The organism is Nitrospira sp. Nam74, assembly GCF_965152615.1.
The window spans coordinates 4183618-4201997 of sequence record NZ_OZ224220.1 but is presented as its reverse complement, the minus strand read 5'-3'; the positions used below and the strand labels follow the sequence as shown (position 1 = coordinate 4201997).

At 55.5% G+C, this 18380-nt stretch carries 21 protein-coding genes; 15 read left to right on the top strand and 6 right to left on the bottom strand.

Annotated elements, in window-relative coordinates; genetic code table 11:
- Position 1: 1 nt before the first annotated feature.
- From ACWHYZ_RS19845 to ACWHYZ_RS19835, 3 genes are all read right to left on the bottom strand, one after another.
- Positions 2 to 1024, bottom strand: coding sequence for a ribonuclease Z (locus tag ACWHYZ_RS19845; protein WP_447984395.1), 1023 nt, complete (start codon positions 1022 to 1024; stop codon positions 2 to 4).
- A 167-nt stretch (positions 1025 to 1191) separates the two neighbouring features.
- Positions 1192 to 1899 (bottom strand): CPBP family glutamic-type intramembrane protease, encoded by a 708-nt coding sequence (locus ACWHYZ_RS19840; protein WP_447984394.1) that lies wholly within the window; start codon positions 1897 to 1899, stop codon positions 1192 to 1194.
- 3 nt (positions 1900 to 1902) lie between these two features.
- Entirely contained in the window at positions 1903 to 3465 is a 1563-nt protein-coding gene (locus ACWHYZ_RS19835; RefSeq protein ID WP_447984393.1) for a TolC family protein, read from the bottom strand.
- Positions 3466 to 3563: 98 nt separating this feature from the next.
- Here ACWHYZ_RS19835 and ACWHYZ_RS19830 point away from each other — a divergent pair, with 98 nt between their 5' ends.
- Positions 3564 to 4136: a hypothetical protein gene (locus ACWHYZ_RS19830; protein WP_447984392.1), complete on the top strand. Its 573-nt coding sequence runs from the start codon at positions 3564 to 3566 to the stop codon at positions 4134 to 4136.
- A 16-nt stretch (positions 4137 to 4152) separates the two neighbouring features.
- Here ACWHYZ_RS19830 and ACWHYZ_RS19825 read toward each other — a convergent pair whose 3' ends face one another.
- Positions 4153 to 5628: a M20/M25/M40 family metallo-hydrolase gene (locus ACWHYZ_RS19825; protein ID WP_447984391.1), complete on the bottom strand. Its 1476-nt coding sequence runs from the start codon at positions 5626 to 5628 to the stop codon at positions 4153 to 4155.
- A complete protein-coding gene (locus tag ACWHYZ_RS19820; protein WP_447984390.1) occupies positions 5625 to 6638 on the bottom strand; it encodes a response regulator in 1014 nt (337 codons plus the stop codon). Before ACWHYZ_RS19820 ends, ACWHYZ_RS19825 begins: the two co-directional genes overlap by 4 nt.
- Before the next feature lie 219 nt (positions 6639 to 6857).
- Here ACWHYZ_RS19820 and ACWHYZ_RS19815 point away from each other — a divergent pair, with 219 nt between their 5' ends.
- From ACWHYZ_RS19815 to uvrB, 5 genes are all read left to right on the top strand, one after another.
- Complete coding sequence (locus ACWHYZ_RS19815; protein ID WP_447984389.1) at positions 6858 to 7247, top strand: response regulator; 390 nt, start codon at positions 6858 to 6860, stop codon at positions 7245 to 7247.
- A 141-nt stretch (positions 7248 to 7388) separates the two neighbouring features.
- On the top strand, positions 7389 to 7628 hold the full coding sequence (locus ACWHYZ_RS19810) for a hypothetical protein (RefSeq protein WP_447984388.1): 240 nt from the start codon (positions 7389 to 7391) through the stop codon (positions 7626 to 7628).
- 238 nt (positions 7629 to 7866) lie between these two features.
- On the top strand, positions 7867 to 8544 hold the full coding sequence (locus tag ACWHYZ_RS19805; protein ID WP_447984387.1) for a hypothetical protein: 678 nt from the start codon (positions 7867 to 7869) through the stop codon (positions 8542 to 8544).
- Positions 8545 to 8687: 143 nt separating this feature from the next.
- Positions 8688 to 9245 (top strand): metal-dependent hydrolase, encoded by a 558-nt coding sequence (locus ACWHYZ_RS19800; protein WP_447984386.1) that lies wholly within the window; start codon positions 8688 to 8690, stop codon positions 9243 to 9245.
- Between the two features lie 237 nt (positions 9246 to 9482).
- Entirely contained in the window at positions 9483 to 11480 is a 1998-nt protein-coding gene (gene uvrB, locus ACWHYZ_RS19795; protein ID WP_447984385.1) for an excinuclease ABC subunit UvrB, read from the top strand.
- A gap of 180 nt (positions 11481 to 11660) precedes the next feature.
- Here the strand turns inward: uvrB and ACWHYZ_RS19790 are convergent, their stop codons facing one another.
- Positions 11661 to 11921 carry a DUF4321 domain-containing protein gene (locus tag ACWHYZ_RS19790; RefSeq protein WP_447984384.1) on the bottom strand — a complete coding sequence of 87 codons (261 nt, stop codon included), beginning with the start codon at positions 11919 to 11921 and terminating at the stop codon, positions 11661 to 11663.
- 254 nt (positions 11922 to 12175) lie between these two features.
- Here ACWHYZ_RS19790 and ffh point away from each other — a divergent pair, with 254 nt between their 5' ends.
- The 9 genes from ffh (at position 12176) to ACWHYZ_RS19745 (ending at position 18375) form a co-directional block, all read left to right on the top strand.
- Positions 12176 to 13522, top strand: a complete 1347-nt coding sequence (ffh, locus tag ACWHYZ_RS19785; protein ID WP_447984383.1) for a signal recognition particle protein — start codon at positions 12176 to 12178, stop codon at positions 13520 to 13522.
- A gap of 41 nt (positions 13523 to 13563) precedes the next feature.
- Positions 13564 to 13833 carry a 30S ribosomal protein S16 gene (gene rpsP, locus ACWHYZ_RS19780; RefSeq protein ID WP_447984382.1) on the top strand — a complete coding sequence of 90 codons (270 nt, stop codon included), beginning with the start codon at positions 13564 to 13566 and terminating at the stop codon, positions 13831 to 13833.
- A gap of 43 nt (positions 13834 to 13876) precedes the next feature.
- On the top strand, positions 13877 to 14398 hold the full coding sequence (gene rimM / locus ACWHYZ_RS19775) for a ribosome maturation factor RimM (RefSeq protein ID WP_447984381.1): 522 nt from the start codon (positions 13877 to 13879) through the stop codon (positions 14396 to 14398).
- Positions 14388 to 15173, top strand: a complete 786-nt coding sequence (gene trmD, locus ACWHYZ_RS19770) for a tRNA (guanosine(37)-N1)-methyltransferase TrmD (protein WP_447984380.1) — start codon at positions 14388 to 14390, stop codon at positions 15171 to 15173. Before rimM ends, trmD begins: the two co-directional genes overlap by 11 nt.
- 3 nt (positions 15174 to 15176) lie before the next feature.
- A complete protein-coding gene (rplS, locus tag ACWHYZ_RS19765; RefSeq protein ID WP_447984379.1) occupies positions 15177 to 15602 on the top strand; it encodes a 50S ribosomal protein L19 in 426 nt (141 codons plus the stop codon).
- A 107-nt stretch (positions 15603 to 15709) separates the two neighbouring features.
- The gene (locus ACWHYZ_RS19760) at positions 15710 to 16339 is read left to right on the top strand and encodes a ribonuclease HII (RefSeq protein ID WP_447984378.1); all 630 of its coding nucleotides are present in this window, start codon (positions 15710 to 15712) and stop codon (positions 16337 to 16339) included.
- On the top strand, positions 16336 to 16722 hold the full coding sequence (locus tag ACWHYZ_RS19755) for a YraN family protein (protein ID WP_447984377.1): 387 nt from the start codon (positions 16336 to 16338) through the stop codon (positions 16720 to 16722). Before ACWHYZ_RS19760 ends, ACWHYZ_RS19755 begins: the two co-directional genes overlap by 4 nt.
- An 88-nt stretch (positions 16723 to 16810) precedes the next feature.
- Entirely contained in the window at positions 16811 to 17479 is a 669-nt protein-coding gene (gene ftsE, locus ACWHYZ_RS19750) for a cell division ATP-binding protein FtsE (RefSeq protein ID WP_447984376.1), read from the top strand.
- Positions 17476 to 18375 (top strand): cell division protein FtsX, encoded by a 900-nt coding sequence (locus ACWHYZ_RS19745; protein WP_447984375.1) that lies wholly within the window; start codon positions 17476 to 17478, stop codon positions 18373 to 18375. Before ftsE ends, ACWHYZ_RS19745 begins: the two co-directional genes overlap by 4 nt.
- The last annotated feature ends 5 nt before the right edge of the window (positions 18376 to 18380 follow it).

Sequence of the window (18380 nt, the reverse complement as noted above, 5' to 3'; positions counted from 1 at the left end):
TTTACCGGCTATCCAGAAATGCCTCTCTCGCTTCCTTTACAATTTCCTGTCCTTGCCCGGTATACCGCGGCGAAAAATGAAAGACAACGAGATTTCGCACCCCGGCTTTGCCGGCCATGAGACCGGCCTGCCGCGCGGTGAGGTGATATCGCTCCCGGGCCTTATCTGCATCGCGATCGAGATATGGCGCCTCGCAGTAGAAGGTGTCGGCGCCACGGGCCAACTCGACGATCTTGGCTTCATTGTCGTCATCGTAACGGACATCAACTACGTAAGCGATTTTCTGGCCCCGCGTGATCGTGACGAAGCGACTTCTTACATCGCCTAATCGGAAGGTCCGTTCCTCTTTTCGGTGCTCGAAGTACAGCGTCGCGGTGAAGGAGAAGTCGTCCGGCTGGTCTTGCCAGATGTGTTGCTTCAGTTCCTTGAGCCACGATCCCACCGGCAGCCCTGCCGCATGAAGGCGCTCCTTATTAATGTTGATGTGAAATTGTTCCTGTAGGGCGTACGCGAATGATGGAATGCGATGATTCAACGAAGTGGCCGTAATGGAAAACATGGGATCTTCGAGCACGGGAAATGGAGCCGTAGGCCTGTGCCGCGTGCGCGCGGGAGAGACGGTCTCGCGTGAGCGGAAGCCTTCGGTGGCCCGGAACACGGCCGTCCGTGTCTCATGCGGGTGGAATTCGTGTGCCTCAATGGTCAAGGGATAGCCATCCACCAAATTCCAGGTATACCCTCGCAGTTTTCCACCGACATTCTCAATGAGGCTCGGTGGACCGTACAGGCGAAGCGTCTTCCCCCGGCCGAGTGCAATCCGGAGCACGCGGTCAAATCCAATGAAGTGATCCATGTGCGTATGCGAGATGAACAGATCGGTGGCACGAAGAAGGCGGGTTGGGCTTAGGGCCTCGTTCTCGCCCAAATCGAATAACAACGCCCGGCGTGCCCATTTGATTTCGACGTAGAGACCCGGATCGCCGAAAGGCTCATTGATGAGGTAGCTGGAAAACGAAGGCGTCATGCTTCACGAATGATACGAGGCCGTCTGCGGGGTTCTGCAGTCGAAAAAGTCCCTCAACGTACTCCATGGCTAAAGAACTGGACGGCTGGGCGGTATGGATGGTACGCCGCTGGTGTTGTCTCACCTATGCCCTTGCATCTGGCCACGTCTCCTTCGCCCCTGGAATTTCATGTGTTAAAAACCGTTTTCAATACGGTGTACATCACGATAACTTCAACCGCGTGGGCGGTGATGGTCGCGTAGAGATTTCTCAATCTCACCCACATCATACCCCACACGAGTCCGTCCCAGGCAGCGATCCAATGAAGATGTTTGAATGTCATCACCATGAAGGGGTCGAACGAAAATACGAGAGCCGAGCCAACGATGGCTGTAGCGCTTGCAAGATGCGGATGGTCGCGCAGCGGGATATCATGAGAAAAAGCCAGCAGCCGGCCGAGAAGAAACCCTCGAAAATTCAGTTCGACGCCGATGGCAATGAACAGAATCGCCCAAGGGAGCATCAGCACAACAGGGGCGTGCGCATGAGGCGTGTGGTGCAGAAACTCGATGTCGGCTCCCAGCCAAGGCGCGACCCAAAGAATCACGATCGCATTGACCGCTCCCAGTGCAACTCCGACCGGCACCCCCCACTGCAGCCCTTGAACAAGTTTGGAGGAGTTGAGCCCCAGTCGGAAGGAGATGGCATCATGTTTGCCTGCCCAGAGCGCAAGCGAGAGGTAGCCGAGGAGTTGAGGAAGAAACTGAACCGGTGCGTATTGCTGAAGCCCGGAAGGCAGTGCGTAGTAGCCTGCCGTCGCTATCACGGGAATGAACGCCAGTCCGGACCACTGTTCGACCTGCGGCTGTAATGCTCGCTGGGTCGTCTGCGGCATGGTCTACTGAAGGACCATGTTGTATCGTTCCAAGGTAATGGCCTTGTTGCGCGTGAGATTGGATAGCGACTTGTTGTAATCCACGATGGCCCTGAGTTCGTTGCCACGGGCAATGGCCAAGTCGCGCTGAAATTGGAGGACGAAAATCGTGGTGCTCAAGCCGACTTTAAATCGCTCTTGTTCAGCCTGCAGTTGCTTCTCCGCGAGAATTCGTGCAGATCGCGTTGTTTCGATCCGCCTGAAATCCGTTCGCACGCGGCGCACGGCTTCCTTGACCGACACGATCACCTGTTGCCTCATGCTTTGCAGCGTTGCCTGGGCATTTTGAGCTTCGAGTTGCCGGCGATTGAATTGGCTGACGGCCGAGCGGTTGCCGAGCGGATAGCTCAAAACCAATCCGCCGCCATAGTTGTAAAAATCGCCGCTGAAGTTTCGTTGGAGCATATCGTTGGTGCCGGCTCCCAGCCCTGAAAGGCCGACCGTCCCTTGGGCCGAGAGGGTAGGCAATAACTGATTCTTGGCAAATTTCATGTTCAGGTCGCTCGTCTCAATATTTTTCATCGCCTGCAAGATTTCCGGCCGACGTTCGATCGCCACATCAATGGCTTCTTCGAGCGTGATCGGTTCCAACGCTTGCAACGGTTGATCTATCGGCTGCAGGCGAACGTCTTGGCGCAGATCCGGTTCAGTCGGATTGAGCAGCCGGCGGAGCTGGTCCTCTTGATCATAAATCGCCTTCTCAGCGATCAGGATCTGTTCCACTCTCGATGCCACGCCGGCTTCTGCCTGGAGGACCTCCACCGCCGACATGACGCCCGCCTTGGCCTTTGCACGATTCCCCGCCAGAAGTTCTTCGGCGGCCTTTAATGCAGATTGTCCCACCTTCATGTTCTCGTTGGCGAAGACCAGCTCCCAGAATGTCTGCTCGACCGTCGCCACGACCGTCAGGACGCGATCGCGAAAGGTCTGCTCCTCGACCTGTGCATTGTTCTGGGCGATGCGGATGAAGGTCTTATTCACCTCCACGCCGGCATTGCGCAGCAACGGCTGGGTCAGCGTAAACGCTAAACCGCCGGTCCACGATGGGTTAAATAGAAAGCTGTTGGGACCGCCCACAAAGGTGCGTTGCGGACTATAGTTAATGTCGTAATTGGCACCGGTCAGGAGATTTTGCGTCATATCCGCTGTTACGGTACTGGTGTTCTGATCAAATTTGGTGGGCTCCCCAGATGGAGCGGTGACGTTTGAGCCGGAAAATCCCAATATCGGACGGTTCAGTGGGGAGACGAGGCGATTGTATTGTGCATTCAGGCTCACGGTCGGGTCGAACTTTGCTTGTTCGAAGAGGATGTCTGTGACGCGTGTTTCCTTCGTGTGCCGGCTGATGGTGATGTCGAGATTACGTTCCAGAGCCTCCAGCACGGCGTCTTTCAGAGAGACGGGGCGGCGCTGCTCGCCCAGGGGGGGAGACGGTTCAGCGGCCGATGCGACGAGGGATAAGGGGAACATGCACAAGGCCAATGTCGCGGCACACCATCCACTCAATCGAACGCATAAAGGATACATGGGGCCTCCTAGATCAGAGCATGCAATCGCTGTATAATACTAGTGGAATTCGGATGGACTGTCATCTGGTGCTGAGTGTTCAGCATGGGGATTATTCCATGATCATGATAATGATGCGGCGAGTCCTGCTTCTGTCGATCATGATGGTCGGATGGCACGGTATCGTAGCAGCACAGTCGGTGTCCGGAGTGCGGGCGTTCGGTGGGGGGGTTGCTCCGTTCTTCGGTCTCGTGGGGCCTGGCAACCTCTATCTGGATAATCAGGGTACTCAGGGCTACATGTATACACCCGGCAATAACTTTGAATCGTACAACTTTCGCAATCCGTCAACCGGGCAGTATTGGAGCGGGGCTATCATGACGCTCGGTCCGCAGTTATCGATCGGCATCATTCAAGGCGCTAACCAGACCGGGACGGGGGTGGTGTTGGTGCCGCCGCCTCGTGATGTGAGTACGAACTTGGTGACGCCCTTTAGCCTGAATCAGGTCAATCCCCTCGGCGTTCCAATCACGCCGGTCTTGCACTTTGGAGATCCTACCCAGCCGGTTGCGGCGGTTTCTGTCCCTGCCCAAGGTTCCTCAGGATTGATGCGGTCCATTCCTCTCGTTCAGCCGGTAGGCCGGTCCACCGAGCCGTTGGATATTGAATCCAGCCTCCTCAATCTTCCCTGACTCGAATATCCCATCGCTAGTTTGCCAACTGCCAGGTTAAGGCTGCGACATACCTGACAGTCAGTTCTAAAATCTCAGGACGGATAGTCTCCGAGTTATCAGAGGGTTGGTGGAAATGAGGGTGGGGTCCGCCACTGACGATTGTCACGGTCGGAACCCCAGCTTCCTTAAACGGCACATGATCGCCTCCGGGGAAGAAGCCGAAGAGATCCACGTTGTTCAGTACGCCGGCATGTTCGCCGGCTTGTGCCGCTTGCGATTTGTCCAATCCCGTGACACCGACCGCGAGCCGACCATTTCCCACCCCCGCGTGATCGATATTGATCATCGCCACCGTCTTCGTGAGTGGCCGAGTCGGTTGCTCCACATAGAGCCGTGAGCCCAGTAGCCCCTGCTCCTCTCCGCTGAACGAGACGAAGAGGAGGGAACGTTTCGGCGACAAGCCGGATTCGGCGAAGAGGCGGGCCACCTCTAACAGGACCGCCGTACCCGACGCATTATCATCGGCCCCCGGAAATAGCAGGCCGGCCTGGCGCCCGAAATGATCGCGATGCGCCCCGATGATCACCGTTTCGTGAGCTAATGAAGGATCGCTACCCTGAAACAGCCCTAGGACATTGTTCAAGGTCCCCTTCTCCTGAGTAGCGTGCCATGTCATCCGAACGGGGGTCTCGGTTTCAAACGATTGGGGTATCAAAGTCTGAAGCTGTTGCTGGACTTCACGCAATGATCGGCCTATTCGGGACAAGTCACGCGCCAGGAAGCGTTCCGCGAGATCCGTGTGAATCCAGGCACCGGGAAACGGTGCATCTGAGCCGGTCTGATTATAGAAAGCCAGCGGCGCATGCGTCATACCACGGCGCGTTTCATAGGGATTCATGAGGGGGCCAGTGAATGTCAGGAACGCCGAGGCGCCATGCTGACGTGCCGCGCGAACCTTGTCCGCGTGGCTGACGGGGTGGACATAGGACTCAGGTTTTCCCCTGAGAAAGACAACGATTCGATCACGCACGTTGATTCCCGCATACTCGTCGAACCCATGCGAGGTGTCGGAAATGCCATATCCGACAAAGACCAAAGGGGCGGTTACGTTGATGGAAGGTGAATCGAGAATCGGGAGATAGTCGAGGCCGATGCGAATGAGATGAGAAGAGGTTGGGAACTGCATCAGAAGTTCTGGCGGAGGATTGTCGGCGATATGGGTTGCTTGCACGCTGGTCGTCATCATCCAGGCCGGCGGCGAAGGAGACGATTGCAAGCCGAGTGCGGACAATCGCGTCGCGACGAAATGTGCGGATTGGAGGTCCTCGGCACTTCCGGTCAATCGGCCTCCAAAATCAGATCCGCTCAGGTGCGACACATCGGCGATCAGGTTTGTTGTCGAGACATGTTCAAGTGCAGTAACGAGACCTGCTGATTCTTCGTGGGATTGAGCCGAAAGGGTGAGTAAGACGATCAGTACGACGCCGCAGCAACCGAGCCAGGGCCTCAAGCGTGCGGCCGTCCTGCTTTCAAGGCGTCTAATTCACGCGCGAGCGTGGCCACTTGTTTCTCGAGAGCGATCATTTTCAATTCCCGTCCGACTACGACATCCTGAAACATTTCCAAATCGACGATTTTTTCTTGTAATTGTGTTTTGGAGGCTTCCAGGTCCTGCACCACTTTGCCGTAGGCCATCACTTGGTCATCCAACTCACGATGCAGGCAGGCGATCTTTTCTTCTGCGTGCCGCCGTTCCGTGACGTCGATGCCGACCTCAAGAATACACGAATCGGCATAGTTCGGCCAAGTGATCTCTGCACATCGCCATTCAATGAGACGCTCCTCGCCTGCCTTCGTCGTCCACGGAATTTGACGCGGCGTGCCGCAGGCCGGACTATTGAGCCGCTGCCTCACCTCGTCCATCCAGGTCTTGGGCATAACGATATCGAAAATCAATTTGCCAAGCGTTTCCTCTCGTGTATAGGCGGTTAGTTCTTCGCAGCGACGGTTGAACAGCAGGATTCGTCCTTCTGGATCGGTGATTACGAGCAGACACGGTACCGTCTCAAGGAGGGTATGCAGCGATTGTTGGCTTTCAAGAAGGGCCGCTTCTGCCCGCAGACGTTCTTCGGCTTGCCGGCTGAGATGTCGTAAATGCAGTGCTCGACCGAGCGAGCTCAGAAAGTAATCCCGATCGATGGGCTTGAGAATATAATCGAAGGCGCCGCCCCGCAGGGCCTGTGTCGCCAAGGTTTGATCGCCATACCCCGTGATCAAGAGGACCGGCGTGCCCGGCCTGCACGCTTTGATTCTCTCTAGCAAGGTCAATCCATCAGTATCCGGCATACGAATATCGCTAATGATCGCATCGTAGTCTATGGCTTCAACGCGATCTAGCGCAAGTCGAGCTGTGCCGCAAAGATCCACGACAGATCCGGGCATCCATAACCGAATGGTTTCGGGGAGTGCGCTTAAGACGGCAGGATCATCGTCAATAATAAGCAGGCGACCATTAGACATAATCTTTTACCTTACGCTTGCGTATGAGACCCGTCAATCAGGATCCGGGCGTAGGCGTTTTTCCATTCACGGATAAAAAGACGGAGAGACGCTTGGTAAGCACAAGTCCTACATTAATATAATTAGGCACTACGAGGCATTGTTGACCGCTTTTGGTAAACCGCTGTAGGATGACCGCTTACAGATGAAGGGAGCCCGGTCATATCTACGGAGTGGGGCATGACGCTGCCTCGCATTCTGCTCGTCGACGACGATCCGGTGTTACTGCAAGTGCTTCCGGAAACGCTACGGCTGCGCATACCCGAGTTGATGATCGATACCTGCCTTTCAGGGTTGCAGGCACTCGAGCGTTTGAAAATCTCCGACTATGACGTGGTTGTCAGCGACATTAAGATGCCCAACTTAGACGGCCTGGGGCTGTTAGGGAAGATTCAATCAGGGTGGCCCAATATCCCGATCATTCTCATGACCGGACATGGAGAAGAGGAATTAGTCAATCGCGGACTTCAAGCTGGTGCCTTTGATTTTGTTCATAAGCCCATTGAGCGGGAAGCATTCATAGCCTCGGTCCGTCGCGCGATTCAGGCTCGTCATGTCAATCGAACCTGAGGATCACCGGCACAGTATACAGCCGCCTGCTTTTCAATGCCCCTAACTATGGAGTAGATTGTCGCGTGCACAGTTGCACCCGGCGGCGCGATCCGGGTACTATTCGGGCGGCAAACGTGCCTTGGTAGCAACAGGGTGAGGATGAGCGACGAAAACCTGTATCTGAACAAATATCGTGCTTTTTTTAAAGCTCGCGAGCACGCACATGGGTACGAGTTTCAGCAGGCTCCAACCGGCAATGTTCCCCCGCCGAAGGTGTCATTCCTTGACCGTCTCCGCTGGTGGACCTTGAACCGTAGTGAGCGGCTGAAACAAATCCGTGCTGCACGTGATCGTCGGGTCCAGGATATCGTGCAGATTAGAAAGCCGTCCTCGAAATAGCCGGGCCAGTTCACCTCCCCGTGCCATATCGTATCGTGTATGGAAGTGAGGCGATCAGTTGAAACGCCTGTGGGTATCGCCCTGTTCACAAAAACTCTGCAACATAGTCGTTTAATGGGAGCTGTTGATGAAGTCGTTAGGCTCTAGGGTTCTTCGGTGTGGTGCCCTGTGCTTCGGCGTTATGCTGGCTGTCTCAGGGGCGCCTGGGTACGTGGGAATCGCATGGGCAGGTGAATCTATGGCTGCGAAGCAGCCGCCATCTGAATCACGAGTACCATTTGATCTGTTCAAGACATGGAACTTCGACAAGGAGCAACCTGAACAGACGCCCGCAGGGTTTTCCTCGTTCAGCGTCGGGAGTGCGGACGCGCCCACGTGGGTAGTCGTACAGGATCCTACGGCGCAGACACCTCCCCATCTTCTCAAGCAGTCGGCTACTTGTACCGAAGATTGTTTTCAGGTCTTGCTTGTCGATGCATTACAGTACGAATACCTTGATCTCATTGTCCGGATGCGGTTGGCTGAGACGTCCGGCGGCAAGTCCAATGGCTCGGCGGGCGTGGTTTTTGGGGCTCGCGACCATCAAAATTACTATGCTGTGACGGTCGAGCCGACCGGAATGCATATGCAGGTCACTCGTGTGCAGGACGGGAAGGCCACGACATTGGCGCACGCCGACATCCCACCGAAAAAAGTCGCCTGGCACCTTCTGCGTGTTCGCCGGAACACCATCATTAGCAAGGAGTACATCGAGGTCTTCTTTGACGGTTTGCAGGTATTCTCAGTGGAAGACAAGACATTTGGGACCGGCCAAATCGGCCTTGTCACCCGGGGGGCCGCCACGGCGGAGTTCGATAATCTTACCGCCGCGCCGCTCTATTCCCAGAAACCACTCTCGGGTCCTGCCGCCTATTAGCCGGACGCTGAAAAGGGCCCAATTTCACTCGCCCTTCCCGGGCTTTGTTCTCCAGAGCCCAGTGCGCGCCTCCGGTGTTGACCTAGTCCGCGCCTGTACGACTCGGCCCGTTTTGGTGCGCCAAGCGTAAGCGGCTTTGTCTCATGGCCTCCGTTTTCTCACATGCCGTTGTCGCACTGGCGCTCGGCAAGCTTTCGAAAGCTCACTCGATGCCACCAAGATTTTGGTGGCTGTCCATCCTTTGTTCGATTTTGCCGGATATCGATGTCCTGAGCTTCACGTTCGGCATTGATTATGGCGACCTATTAGGTCACCGAGGCCTGACGCATTCGTTGAGTTTCGCGTTCGTGTTAGGGCTGATCGTTGTGCAGCTCTCGTTTAGACACGTGCAGACATGGACGCCAATGTGGTGGCTGCTGGTCGCGCACTTCTTCGCCGTGACGGCCTCCCATGGCGTGCTCGACGCCATGACCGACGGTGGTCTCGGCGTCGCCTTCTTCGCCCCATTCGATAATATTCGCTATTTCTTTCCGTGGCGGCCAGTTCTCGTCAGTCCGATCGGCATCGTGCCGTTCATGAGTCACTATGGTCTTGGCGTGCTGATCAGCGAGGTGGTGTGGATTTGGCTACCGGTAAGTGTAGTGCTCATTATGGTGAATGTTTGGCAAAAGTTTCTCAATTATGCCGCTCGTAGAAGCTAGGTGTTAATCTTTCCTATGTGAGGTGGATTTGGGTCTGGTTTTTCTAAAATGTCTATCTTAGGTCTTCATTTACGCAGCGAGAGACCATCTCGCCCTTGGCTATTTCCTGTCAACAAGCATGACTATGGTAAGATAACCGCCAAGTACAGAGGTAAGAGCTAAGGCGAAGGAGACGGGGTTAGAGGCAAGGCCGAGCACGCCACAGATCACCATGTGTCGTTCGCCACGGAAGGGGATATGCCGCCATTTAAACTCGAAGCGCCATTTACGCCTAAAGGTGATCAGCGCCAGGCGATTGAAAAGCTCGCTGCCGGCGTCCAAGCTGGGCTGCAACATCAGGTCTTGCTCGGCGTCACGGGATCGGGCAAGACCTTTACGATGGCGAATCTCATCGAGCGCGTGCAGAAGCCGACATTGGTGCTGGTCCATAATAAGACGTTAGCAGCCCAACTGTACCAGGAATTCAAAGCGTTCTTTCCGCATAATGCGGTCGAATATTTCATCAGCTACTACGATTATTACCAGCCGGAAGCCTATATCCCGCAAAGCGATACGTACATCGCCAAAGATTCGTCCATCAATGATGCCATTGACCAGATGCGTCACTCCGCGACCCGATCGCTGCTGGAGCGCAACGATGTAGTGATCGTCTCATCGGTCTCATGCATTTACGGTTTGGGATCGCCTGAGGTCTATCACGGCATGTTGCTGTATCTAGAAGAAGGGATGGAGATTCGGCGTGAGCTGATCTTGTCGAAGTTGGTTGAGATTCAGTACTCGCGGAACGATACTGATTTTCACCGGGGCACTTTCCGCGCCCGGGGCGATGTGGTCGAGATTTTCCCGGCTTCATCCGATGCCATTTCCGTTCGAATTGAACTATTCGGGGATACGGTCGATGCGATTCACGAGATCGATCCGTTGACGGGAAAATCCCTGGCGCGCTTGCCTAAAGTGCCGATCTATCCGAACACACACTATTTGATTGCGCCCGATCGCTATGAGCGTGCGCTGAACGGGATTGAGGACGAGTTAGACCAGCGGATCGCCCATTTCAAGCGGCAGGGCCAATTGTTGGAAGCGCAACGGATCGAACAGCGAACCCGGTTCGATCTCGAGATGATCCGGGCGATGGGCTACTGCCATGGTATCGAAAATTATTCGCGGCATTTGAGCGGGCGTCATGAGGGAGAGCCGCCGCCGACGCTCATGGACTATTTCACCAAGGATTTTTTGCTGGTCATCGATGAATCTCACGCCAGTCTTCCACAAGTACAGGGCATGTATGAAGGAGATCACTCGCGCAAACGCTCCTTGGTCGATTATGGGTTCCGGCTGCCGTCGGCCTTTGACAACCGTCCACTGAGGTTCGAGGAGTTTAAGCAATTCATGCATCAAGTCGTATATGTCTCGGCGACACCGGGACCGTATGAGTTGAAACATGGCGCCTCGCACATCGTTGAACAGATCATTCGGCCGACCGGCCTGATGGATCCTGAAATTGAGGTGCGGCCGGCACGAGGCCAAGTCGACCATTTGCTAGGGGAGGTGCGAGCGACGGTCCAGCGCGGCGGCCGAGTCCTGGTCACGACCCTGACCAAACGGATGGCCGAAGATCTGACCGAGTATTATCACGATCTCGGCATTAAAGTGCGATATCTTCATTCGGATATCAAGACCTTGGAACGGGCAGAAATCATCAGAGATCTTCGGCTCGGTGTATTCGATGTCCTCGTCGGAATCAATCTCCTCCGCGAAGGGTTGGATATTCCAGAGGTCTGTTTGGTGGCGATTCTTGATGCCGACAAGGAAGGCTATCTGCGCTCCCATCGTTCGTTGATTCAAACGGCTGGCCGTGCGGCCCGCCATGTCGAGGGCCGGGTCATTTTCTACGGTGATGCGATAACGGATTCCATGCGCATGGCGATCGAGGAGACGGCGCGACGCCGTAAGATTCAGGCCGACTACAATGCCAAACATGGCATCACACCCGAGAGCATTCAGAAGAGCATCGGCACATTGGAGTATCAAATGGCCGAAGCGGATTATCTCACCATTCCTGTGGCAGCCGAGGCGCAGGCCGCCTATGAACGACCTGAGGCGCTTGAGACAACCATTCGGCAATTGGAAGAAGAGATGAAAGCTGCAGCCAAGCTATTGGAGTTTGAAAAGGCCGCGCAGTTGCGCGATCGAATCAAGGCGCTGAAGCTGAAAGAACTCGAGGTAGGTGTGTAGCCTGAAGAAGTTGAGGCCCAGGCTAAGGTCGAGCGTCCAGATATAAAGCCTGAACCTTCCAGACTTTGCAGACGTTCAAATAGCTTGTCAGCGAAGCGAAGAGCTGAGTGTAGTATATCAAGTACGTTTCAGGGTCTGCGCGAGCGAGAACCAAGCTGGAGGGCTTTTTCAACATCTGCACTACGCTTGCTTGTAGAGATAGATACCAAGAAACATGCCGAGGAAGCTCAGCAAGTTCATTTTCAGCACGATCCCGAACGTCAATTTCAGCAAGATCAAGTCCAGTGTCACGGGTGGATTGATTCCGGGTGTGAGCGCCGTGGTGAAGATATTTTGAATGGTCCCTTTTGGGGCCATCACTCGTAAAATTTCACCTAGTATCCCACCCAGCAATCCTCCGAGCAAGATAAAAAGCAACAGTAACCATGGGGATTTGCGCACGAGTACCTCTCCCTGCCTACGGGGCAGGCCCGCGTGTAAGTTGCGGCGAACCTTAGCGAAAGACACATAGGAAGTCAAGAAAATGACCACAATGCGCTTCGTGTGGCCGCCCAGCGTCGATAATATGAGATGTGGATGAGCCTCTCTACGGTGATGGAGTAGTATCGCGTCTGTTGGCTTGACTTCCAAGGATGCGTTGTTTACACTTCCACGCTGCTCTTTTTTCAGCTTTTTCTAGTACCTAGGAGATTTCCTTGCTGGATGCATTGAGCGAAAAGTTTGAGAAGATTTTAAAGAAGCTTCGCGGGCACGGGGTGCTGACTGAAGACAACATCGCCGAGGCGTTGAAGGAAGTTCGTCTTGCGCTGTTGGAAGCGGACGTGAACTTTAAAATCGTGAAGGATTTTCTGGACCGGGTGCGGCAGCGGGCCATCGGCCAGGAAGTGTTGCACAGCCTCACGCCGGGTCACCAAGTCGTGAAAGTGGTGTGGGAAGAGCTGTGCCAGTTGATGGGCCAAGGACAGGCAGGGTTGAGCCTGGCCTCTGCCCCACCGACGGTCATCATGATGGTGGGCCTGCAAGGCTCCGGAAAAACGACAACCTCCGGAAAGTTGGCGCGGCTGTTTAAGAGCCAAGGGAAGCGAGTCCTGTTAGTCGCCGCAGATCCTCGGCGTCCCGCCGCTACGGAACAGTTGATCAGTCTCGGCGCCGACTTGGATGTGCCGGTTTACCGGGCGGATCGGCCAGGCACATCGAAGGCTGATGTGGTTCGGACCTGTGTCGCGGGCGTGACTCGAGGGCAAGAGCAGGGTCATGACGTCGTGATACTGGATACCGGTGGGCGTTTGCATATCGACGAAGAGTTGATGGAAGAGTTAGTCGAGGTCAAGCAGTCGGTGACGCCGCATGAGGTCCTGCTGGTGGCTGATGCCATGACCGGTCAGGATGCGGTCGCCATGGCCGACCGATTCAATCAGCGTTTGGGTTTGACCGGGATCGTGCTGTCGAAGGTGGAAGGCGACGCCCGTGGTGGTGCCGTGCTCTCGATTCGCGCGGCCACCGGCAAACCGGTCAAGTTTTTAGGCGTCGGCGAAAAGCTCGATGCGCTGGAAGTGTTCCATCCCGATCGAATGGCGTCCCGCATTCTCGGCATGGGCGACGTGCTCTCCCTGATCGAGAAAGCGCAGCAGGCGTACTCGACGGAACAAGCTGAAGAAGTCAAGAAAAAGCTCATATCGAAGACGCTGACGCTCGAAGATTTCCGTGATCAAATCAAGCAAGTGAATCGTTTAGGTTCGCTGGATCAGATTATCGGGATGCTCCCAGGTGGGCAGCGCTTGAAAGAAATGGCGGGAGGGGGCGTGCCCGAGAAAGAGATCGGTCGTGTGGCGGCCATCATTGACTCCATGACGCTCAGAGAACGCCGGGATCATACCCTTATTAACGGCAGTCGCAAGAAGCGGATCGCGCGCGGCAGTGGAACCAGCGTGCCGGAGGTCAATCGATTGCTCAAGCAATTTCTGACCGCCCGAAAGATGATGAAAGCACTCGCCGGCGGCGGCGGTAGACGACAACTTGCCCAACTTCTCCAATCGCGCTAAGGGCAGGGCATTTTCACAGACCGGGAAGAAGGAGATACGACGTGGCAGTTCATTTGCGGTTAACACGAGCAGGGCGACATAAAAGGCCTTTTTATCGCGTAGTTGCGGCGGATTCCAGAAAGCCGCGTGACGGCCGGTATCTGGAGATCCTCGGTACCTATGATGCGCTCAGGAACCCTCCGTTGGCGGAGTTGAAGTCTGATCGCGTTGAATATTGGCTCAGCCAGGGGGCGCAGCCTTCCGTGACGGTGCGCACCGTGCTCCGGCGCGCCGGCCTCCTGACGAAGGAAAAAGTCGACACGAAAAAATAAGCGCTTGCCGCTCGACTGCTGTCGGTTGGTCGGGGGTGGTCAGATGCCTGAGCTTGTGGCTATCGGACAGATCGTCAAATCCTTCGGAATCAAGGGTGATGTTCGCGTGAAGTCGCTCAGTGACGTCCCGGGACGGTTTGAAGGGTTGCGGGAAGTGACGATCGAAATGCCGTCCGGCAAGACTTTCGACACTGTTGTCAGTCGCGTACGCAAGGACCTAGACTCCTATGTAATCGGCCTGGAGGCGGTGTCTTCACCCGAAGAAGCGGCGTTGTATCGAGGCAGTCTTCTGAAGATTCCAGAGGAACGGGTACCGGTGCTGCCCGAGGGCCAGTATTATGAGTTCCAATTGATCGGGATGGCCGTGAAGGACGAGCACGGGCAGTCATTAGGTACCCTTGAAGAAATCATGGAAACGGGCAGCCATCCTGTATTTGTCGTGCGTGGATCGGGTCGTGAGTGGTTGGTCCCCGGGCGACAGGCGGTGATCGCATCTATGGACGTGACCCAACGCACGATGACGGTTCGGCGGGCAGACATTGTGGGGGATGAGCATGCGGTGTGACATCATCACACTCTTCCCCGACATGGTTCTGCCGGTGCTGGGTCAGAGTATGCTGAAGCGTGCCCGAGAAAAAGGCCTGCTCGAAGTGACTGTGCATAATCTTCGTGATTACACGCAGGGCCGCCATCGTATTGTCGACGACACGCCGTATGGCGGAGGTGCCGGGATGGTCATCAAGGCCGAGCCGGTGTTTTGCGCCATCGATGCCCTTCGGGTGAAATCCGGCGAGGGTGAGCATGCGTCCATGCGTATTCTCATTCCCTCCCCGCAGGGGCGGCCGTTCACGCATCAGCTGGCCGAGGAATTACAGCGTGATCCGCGTCGGGTCGTCTTTGTCTGCGGACATTATGAAGGATTTGATGAGCGCGTGCGGGAAGGTCTGAATGCGGAAGAAGTGTCCATCGGGGATTATGTGCTCACCAATGGGGAGTTGCCGGCTCTTGTTATGCTGGACGCCGCCGTGCGGCTGATTCCCGGCGTTCTAGGCGACCCGGACTCTGCCCAGCGGGATTCATTCGTGGATGCCACGTTGGATTTTCCGCATTATACGCGTCCTCTGGAGGTGCGGGGGATGGTGGTGCCCGATGTGCTTCTGTCGGGAAATCATGAGGCCATTAGACGATGGCGGCGAAAAGAAGCGCTCCGTAGTACTTATATGAAACGGCCGGAGTTATTGCAGGATCGATTGTTCAGCGAAGAGGACCGTCGATTGTTGGATGAGATTGTGCAGGAAAAAACGAATAGACCGTCTGCGTTGTGCCTAGAGGAGGAATGATCCATGAACCAATTAGAGCGAATCCAACGATCGTTGACCAAGAAGACCATGCCGGTGTTCGAAATCGGTGATACGGTCCGTGTTCACGTCAAAGTGGTCGAAGGCGAAAAAGAGCGGATTCAGGTATATGAAGGTCTCGTTATCGCCCGCAAGGGCGCGCGCAACAGCGAAACCTTCAACGTGCGTAAAGTGTCCTATGGCGTCGGGGTGGAGCGCATTTTTCCGGTTCACTCACCGACGATTGCCCGCGTCGATGTGGTGCGTCAAGGCAAGGTCCGCCGCGCGAAACTGTACTACCTCCGCACCAAGAAGGGAAAGAACGCGAAGGTCAGCGAACGCGAGTACTCGCCGGATGCCAAACTGGCAGCGGATCGCAAGCGGGCAAAATCAGCCGAGACTGTCGTCGAGCCGGTTCCAGCCGCGACATAACGAAGGCTAAGGTTGAGGTTAAGGTTGAGCCTTTCATTCGCTCGTTTGTCGTGTCTTCTGTATCTTCAACCTGAGCCTCAACATCAACCTTCATCTTCCTAGGTACTGTGGAGCCCACCGACTTCTTTGAAATAGAAGCGCGGAGGTGTGGCTATCAGCTTATTGGAGGGCTGGATGAAGCCGGCCGAGGCCCCCTGGCGGGCCCTGTTGTGGCCGCCATCGTGATTTTGCCACGCCGCTTTGCCTTGCCTGGTCTCAACGACTCGAAACAGGTGCGCGAAGTCGTTCGGGAGCGCCTATATCAGGCGATCATCAAGCAGGCCATCGCCACGGGTGTTGGCATGGCTACCGAGCGGGAAATCGAAACCCTGAACATTCTTCAAGCCACCAGGCAGGCCATGTGTCGAGCCGTGGGGGCATTGACGGTCACCCCCGATTTTTTGCTCCTGGATGCGGTCTCCCTGCCCTCTCTTGGTGTGCCACAACGACCCATCATTAAGGGAGACGCCTTTTCCGTCTCCATTGCGGCGGCCTCCATCCTTGCCAAAGTCACCCGAGACCGTCTGATGCGCGAGTATCACCGGCGTTTCCCTCGGTATAATTTTGCTTCCCATAAAGGATACGGTACGCCCGAGCATCGCCGCCTCCTCTCGCGATATGGTCCCTGTTCTGCCCATCGTCAGAATTTTCGGCCCGTTGCAGAAGCCGAGGAGGATGGCTGGGAGATGTTCGGGTGAGCCTGGAACACAAGCTATTTGGACGGCAAGCCGAATCGGCCGCGGAACAGTATCTACGCGGCCAAGGGTACCGTATCCGAGACCGGAATGTGCGTTCCCTGTATGGTGAATTGGATTTGGTTGCCGAGCGGGACGGTGTCTTGGTTTTTGTTGAAGTAAAAGCACGACGGACGGATTCCTATGGCGGGGCACCCTATGCCGTCGATATCCGGAAACAGGCCCGCATCATCCGCCTGGCTGCGCAGTATCTGGCCCAACATGGCATGCGGAATCAAGCATGCCGGTTCGACGTCCTCCTGTGCGCCGGCCAATCTGCTGACCCGGGAGCTATTGAGCATATCGAGAATGCATTCGATGTGCCGGGAGAACAGTTGCAGTGGTGAGGGAAGCCGGTGTCCGATGGATGCGCGTCGGGAGCCCCACGCTCAGCGGACACTGTCTATTACGGGACGGTATGGAGTGTGAGGCGTGATGATTCAGCTGTTCCACGTGTCAAAGTATTATGGCGGGCGGCTGGCACTCTCAGGCATCAATCTTCAGATCGAAAAGGGCGAGTTTGTCTTGTTAATGGGGGCAAGCGGAGCCGGCAAGACCACACTACTGAAGTTATTGTTCGGCACAGACCGTCCGGATGAGGGCCAGATTCTTCTTCAATCCCGGAATATTGCGCGCCTGACACCGTCGGAACTGCCTTACTTGAGACGCACAATAGGGTTCGTCTTTCAGGATTTCCGTTTGCTGCCCCAAAAAACTGTGTTTGACAATGTGGCCATGCCGCTCTTAGTACAGGGTGCCTCGCAGCAGGAGACCCGACGAAAAGTGTTGGAAGCGTTAAGGTCGGTCGGAGTGGAGCATCGAAAAGAAAGTCGGCCGGCCATGCTATCGGCCGGCGAACAGCAACGGGTTTGCATTGCCCGAGCCGTCGTCAATGGACCAATGGTCTTGTTGGCGGACGAACCGACGGGAAATATGGATTCCCAACTCGCCGGAGAAATCATTGACCTCTTTAAACTCATCAATGCCCGTGGGACGACGGTCGTGATTGCTACCCATAACCGACAGGTCGCCAACCAGGTCAAGCGTCGGGTTGTGACTTTGAGCCAGGGTAAGATGATTTCTGATGAAGGCGCCGGCCGATGAAACGGACCATGTATCTTCTGAAAGAAGCGCTCGCCACTATTCGTCTCAATCAGACGACGACCATTGTGGCCGTGGCCACCATGGCCTTCACCATGGCGTGTTTTGGCGTGTTTCTCCTTCTTTATCTCAACCTGCACGGACTGACCACCTCATTGCAGGATGATATTAAAGTGGTCGTCTATGTGACTGATGGAATCTCTCCGCAGGGGTTAACCGATCTCCTGACCCACATCAAAGGCGACCGAGAAGTGGCGGGAGTCGCCTACGTCTCGAAAGAGCAAGCCCTAGCAGAATTTCGAGAGCAGTTCCCTTCAGAAAGTTATTTACTTCAGGGGTTGGGCGAAAACCCTCTTCCGGCGTCGTTGCTTGTGACGATGGCCCATGCATCTCGATCCTCTGAAGCGGTAAAGCGCTGGTCTGAACGCCTCAAGGCGATGCCGGGCGTCGCGCAAGTACAGTACAATCGAGAGTGGATTGAGAGCGTGGGAGGTATAGTCCGGTATATTGAATGGATTGCAATTGCGGTGGGGACGATTCTGGCCGCGGCTTCGGTAACCATCATCGGCAGTACGACCCGATTGACCTTGTATGCCCGACGGCATGAGATCGAGATCATGCGTCTCATCGGCGCGACCGGCACGTTTATTCGCATTCCCTACCTGATCGAAGGCGCGATTCTCGGCGCCCTGGGCGGAGCGCTCTCATTATCGCTCCTCAAGTTAGGCTTTGAGTTTTTGAAACTCCGATTGGGAGCACAAAGCCCTCTTCTTGGAGGCGGCGTCGCATTGACGTTTTTTCCCGGGCAGGTGTCTCTTCTCATTGTGCTGACGGGATTTTTGCTCGGTTCCGTGAGCAGTTTCGTCTCGCTTCTGGCCTTTGAAAGGACGCACTCGTGACCACG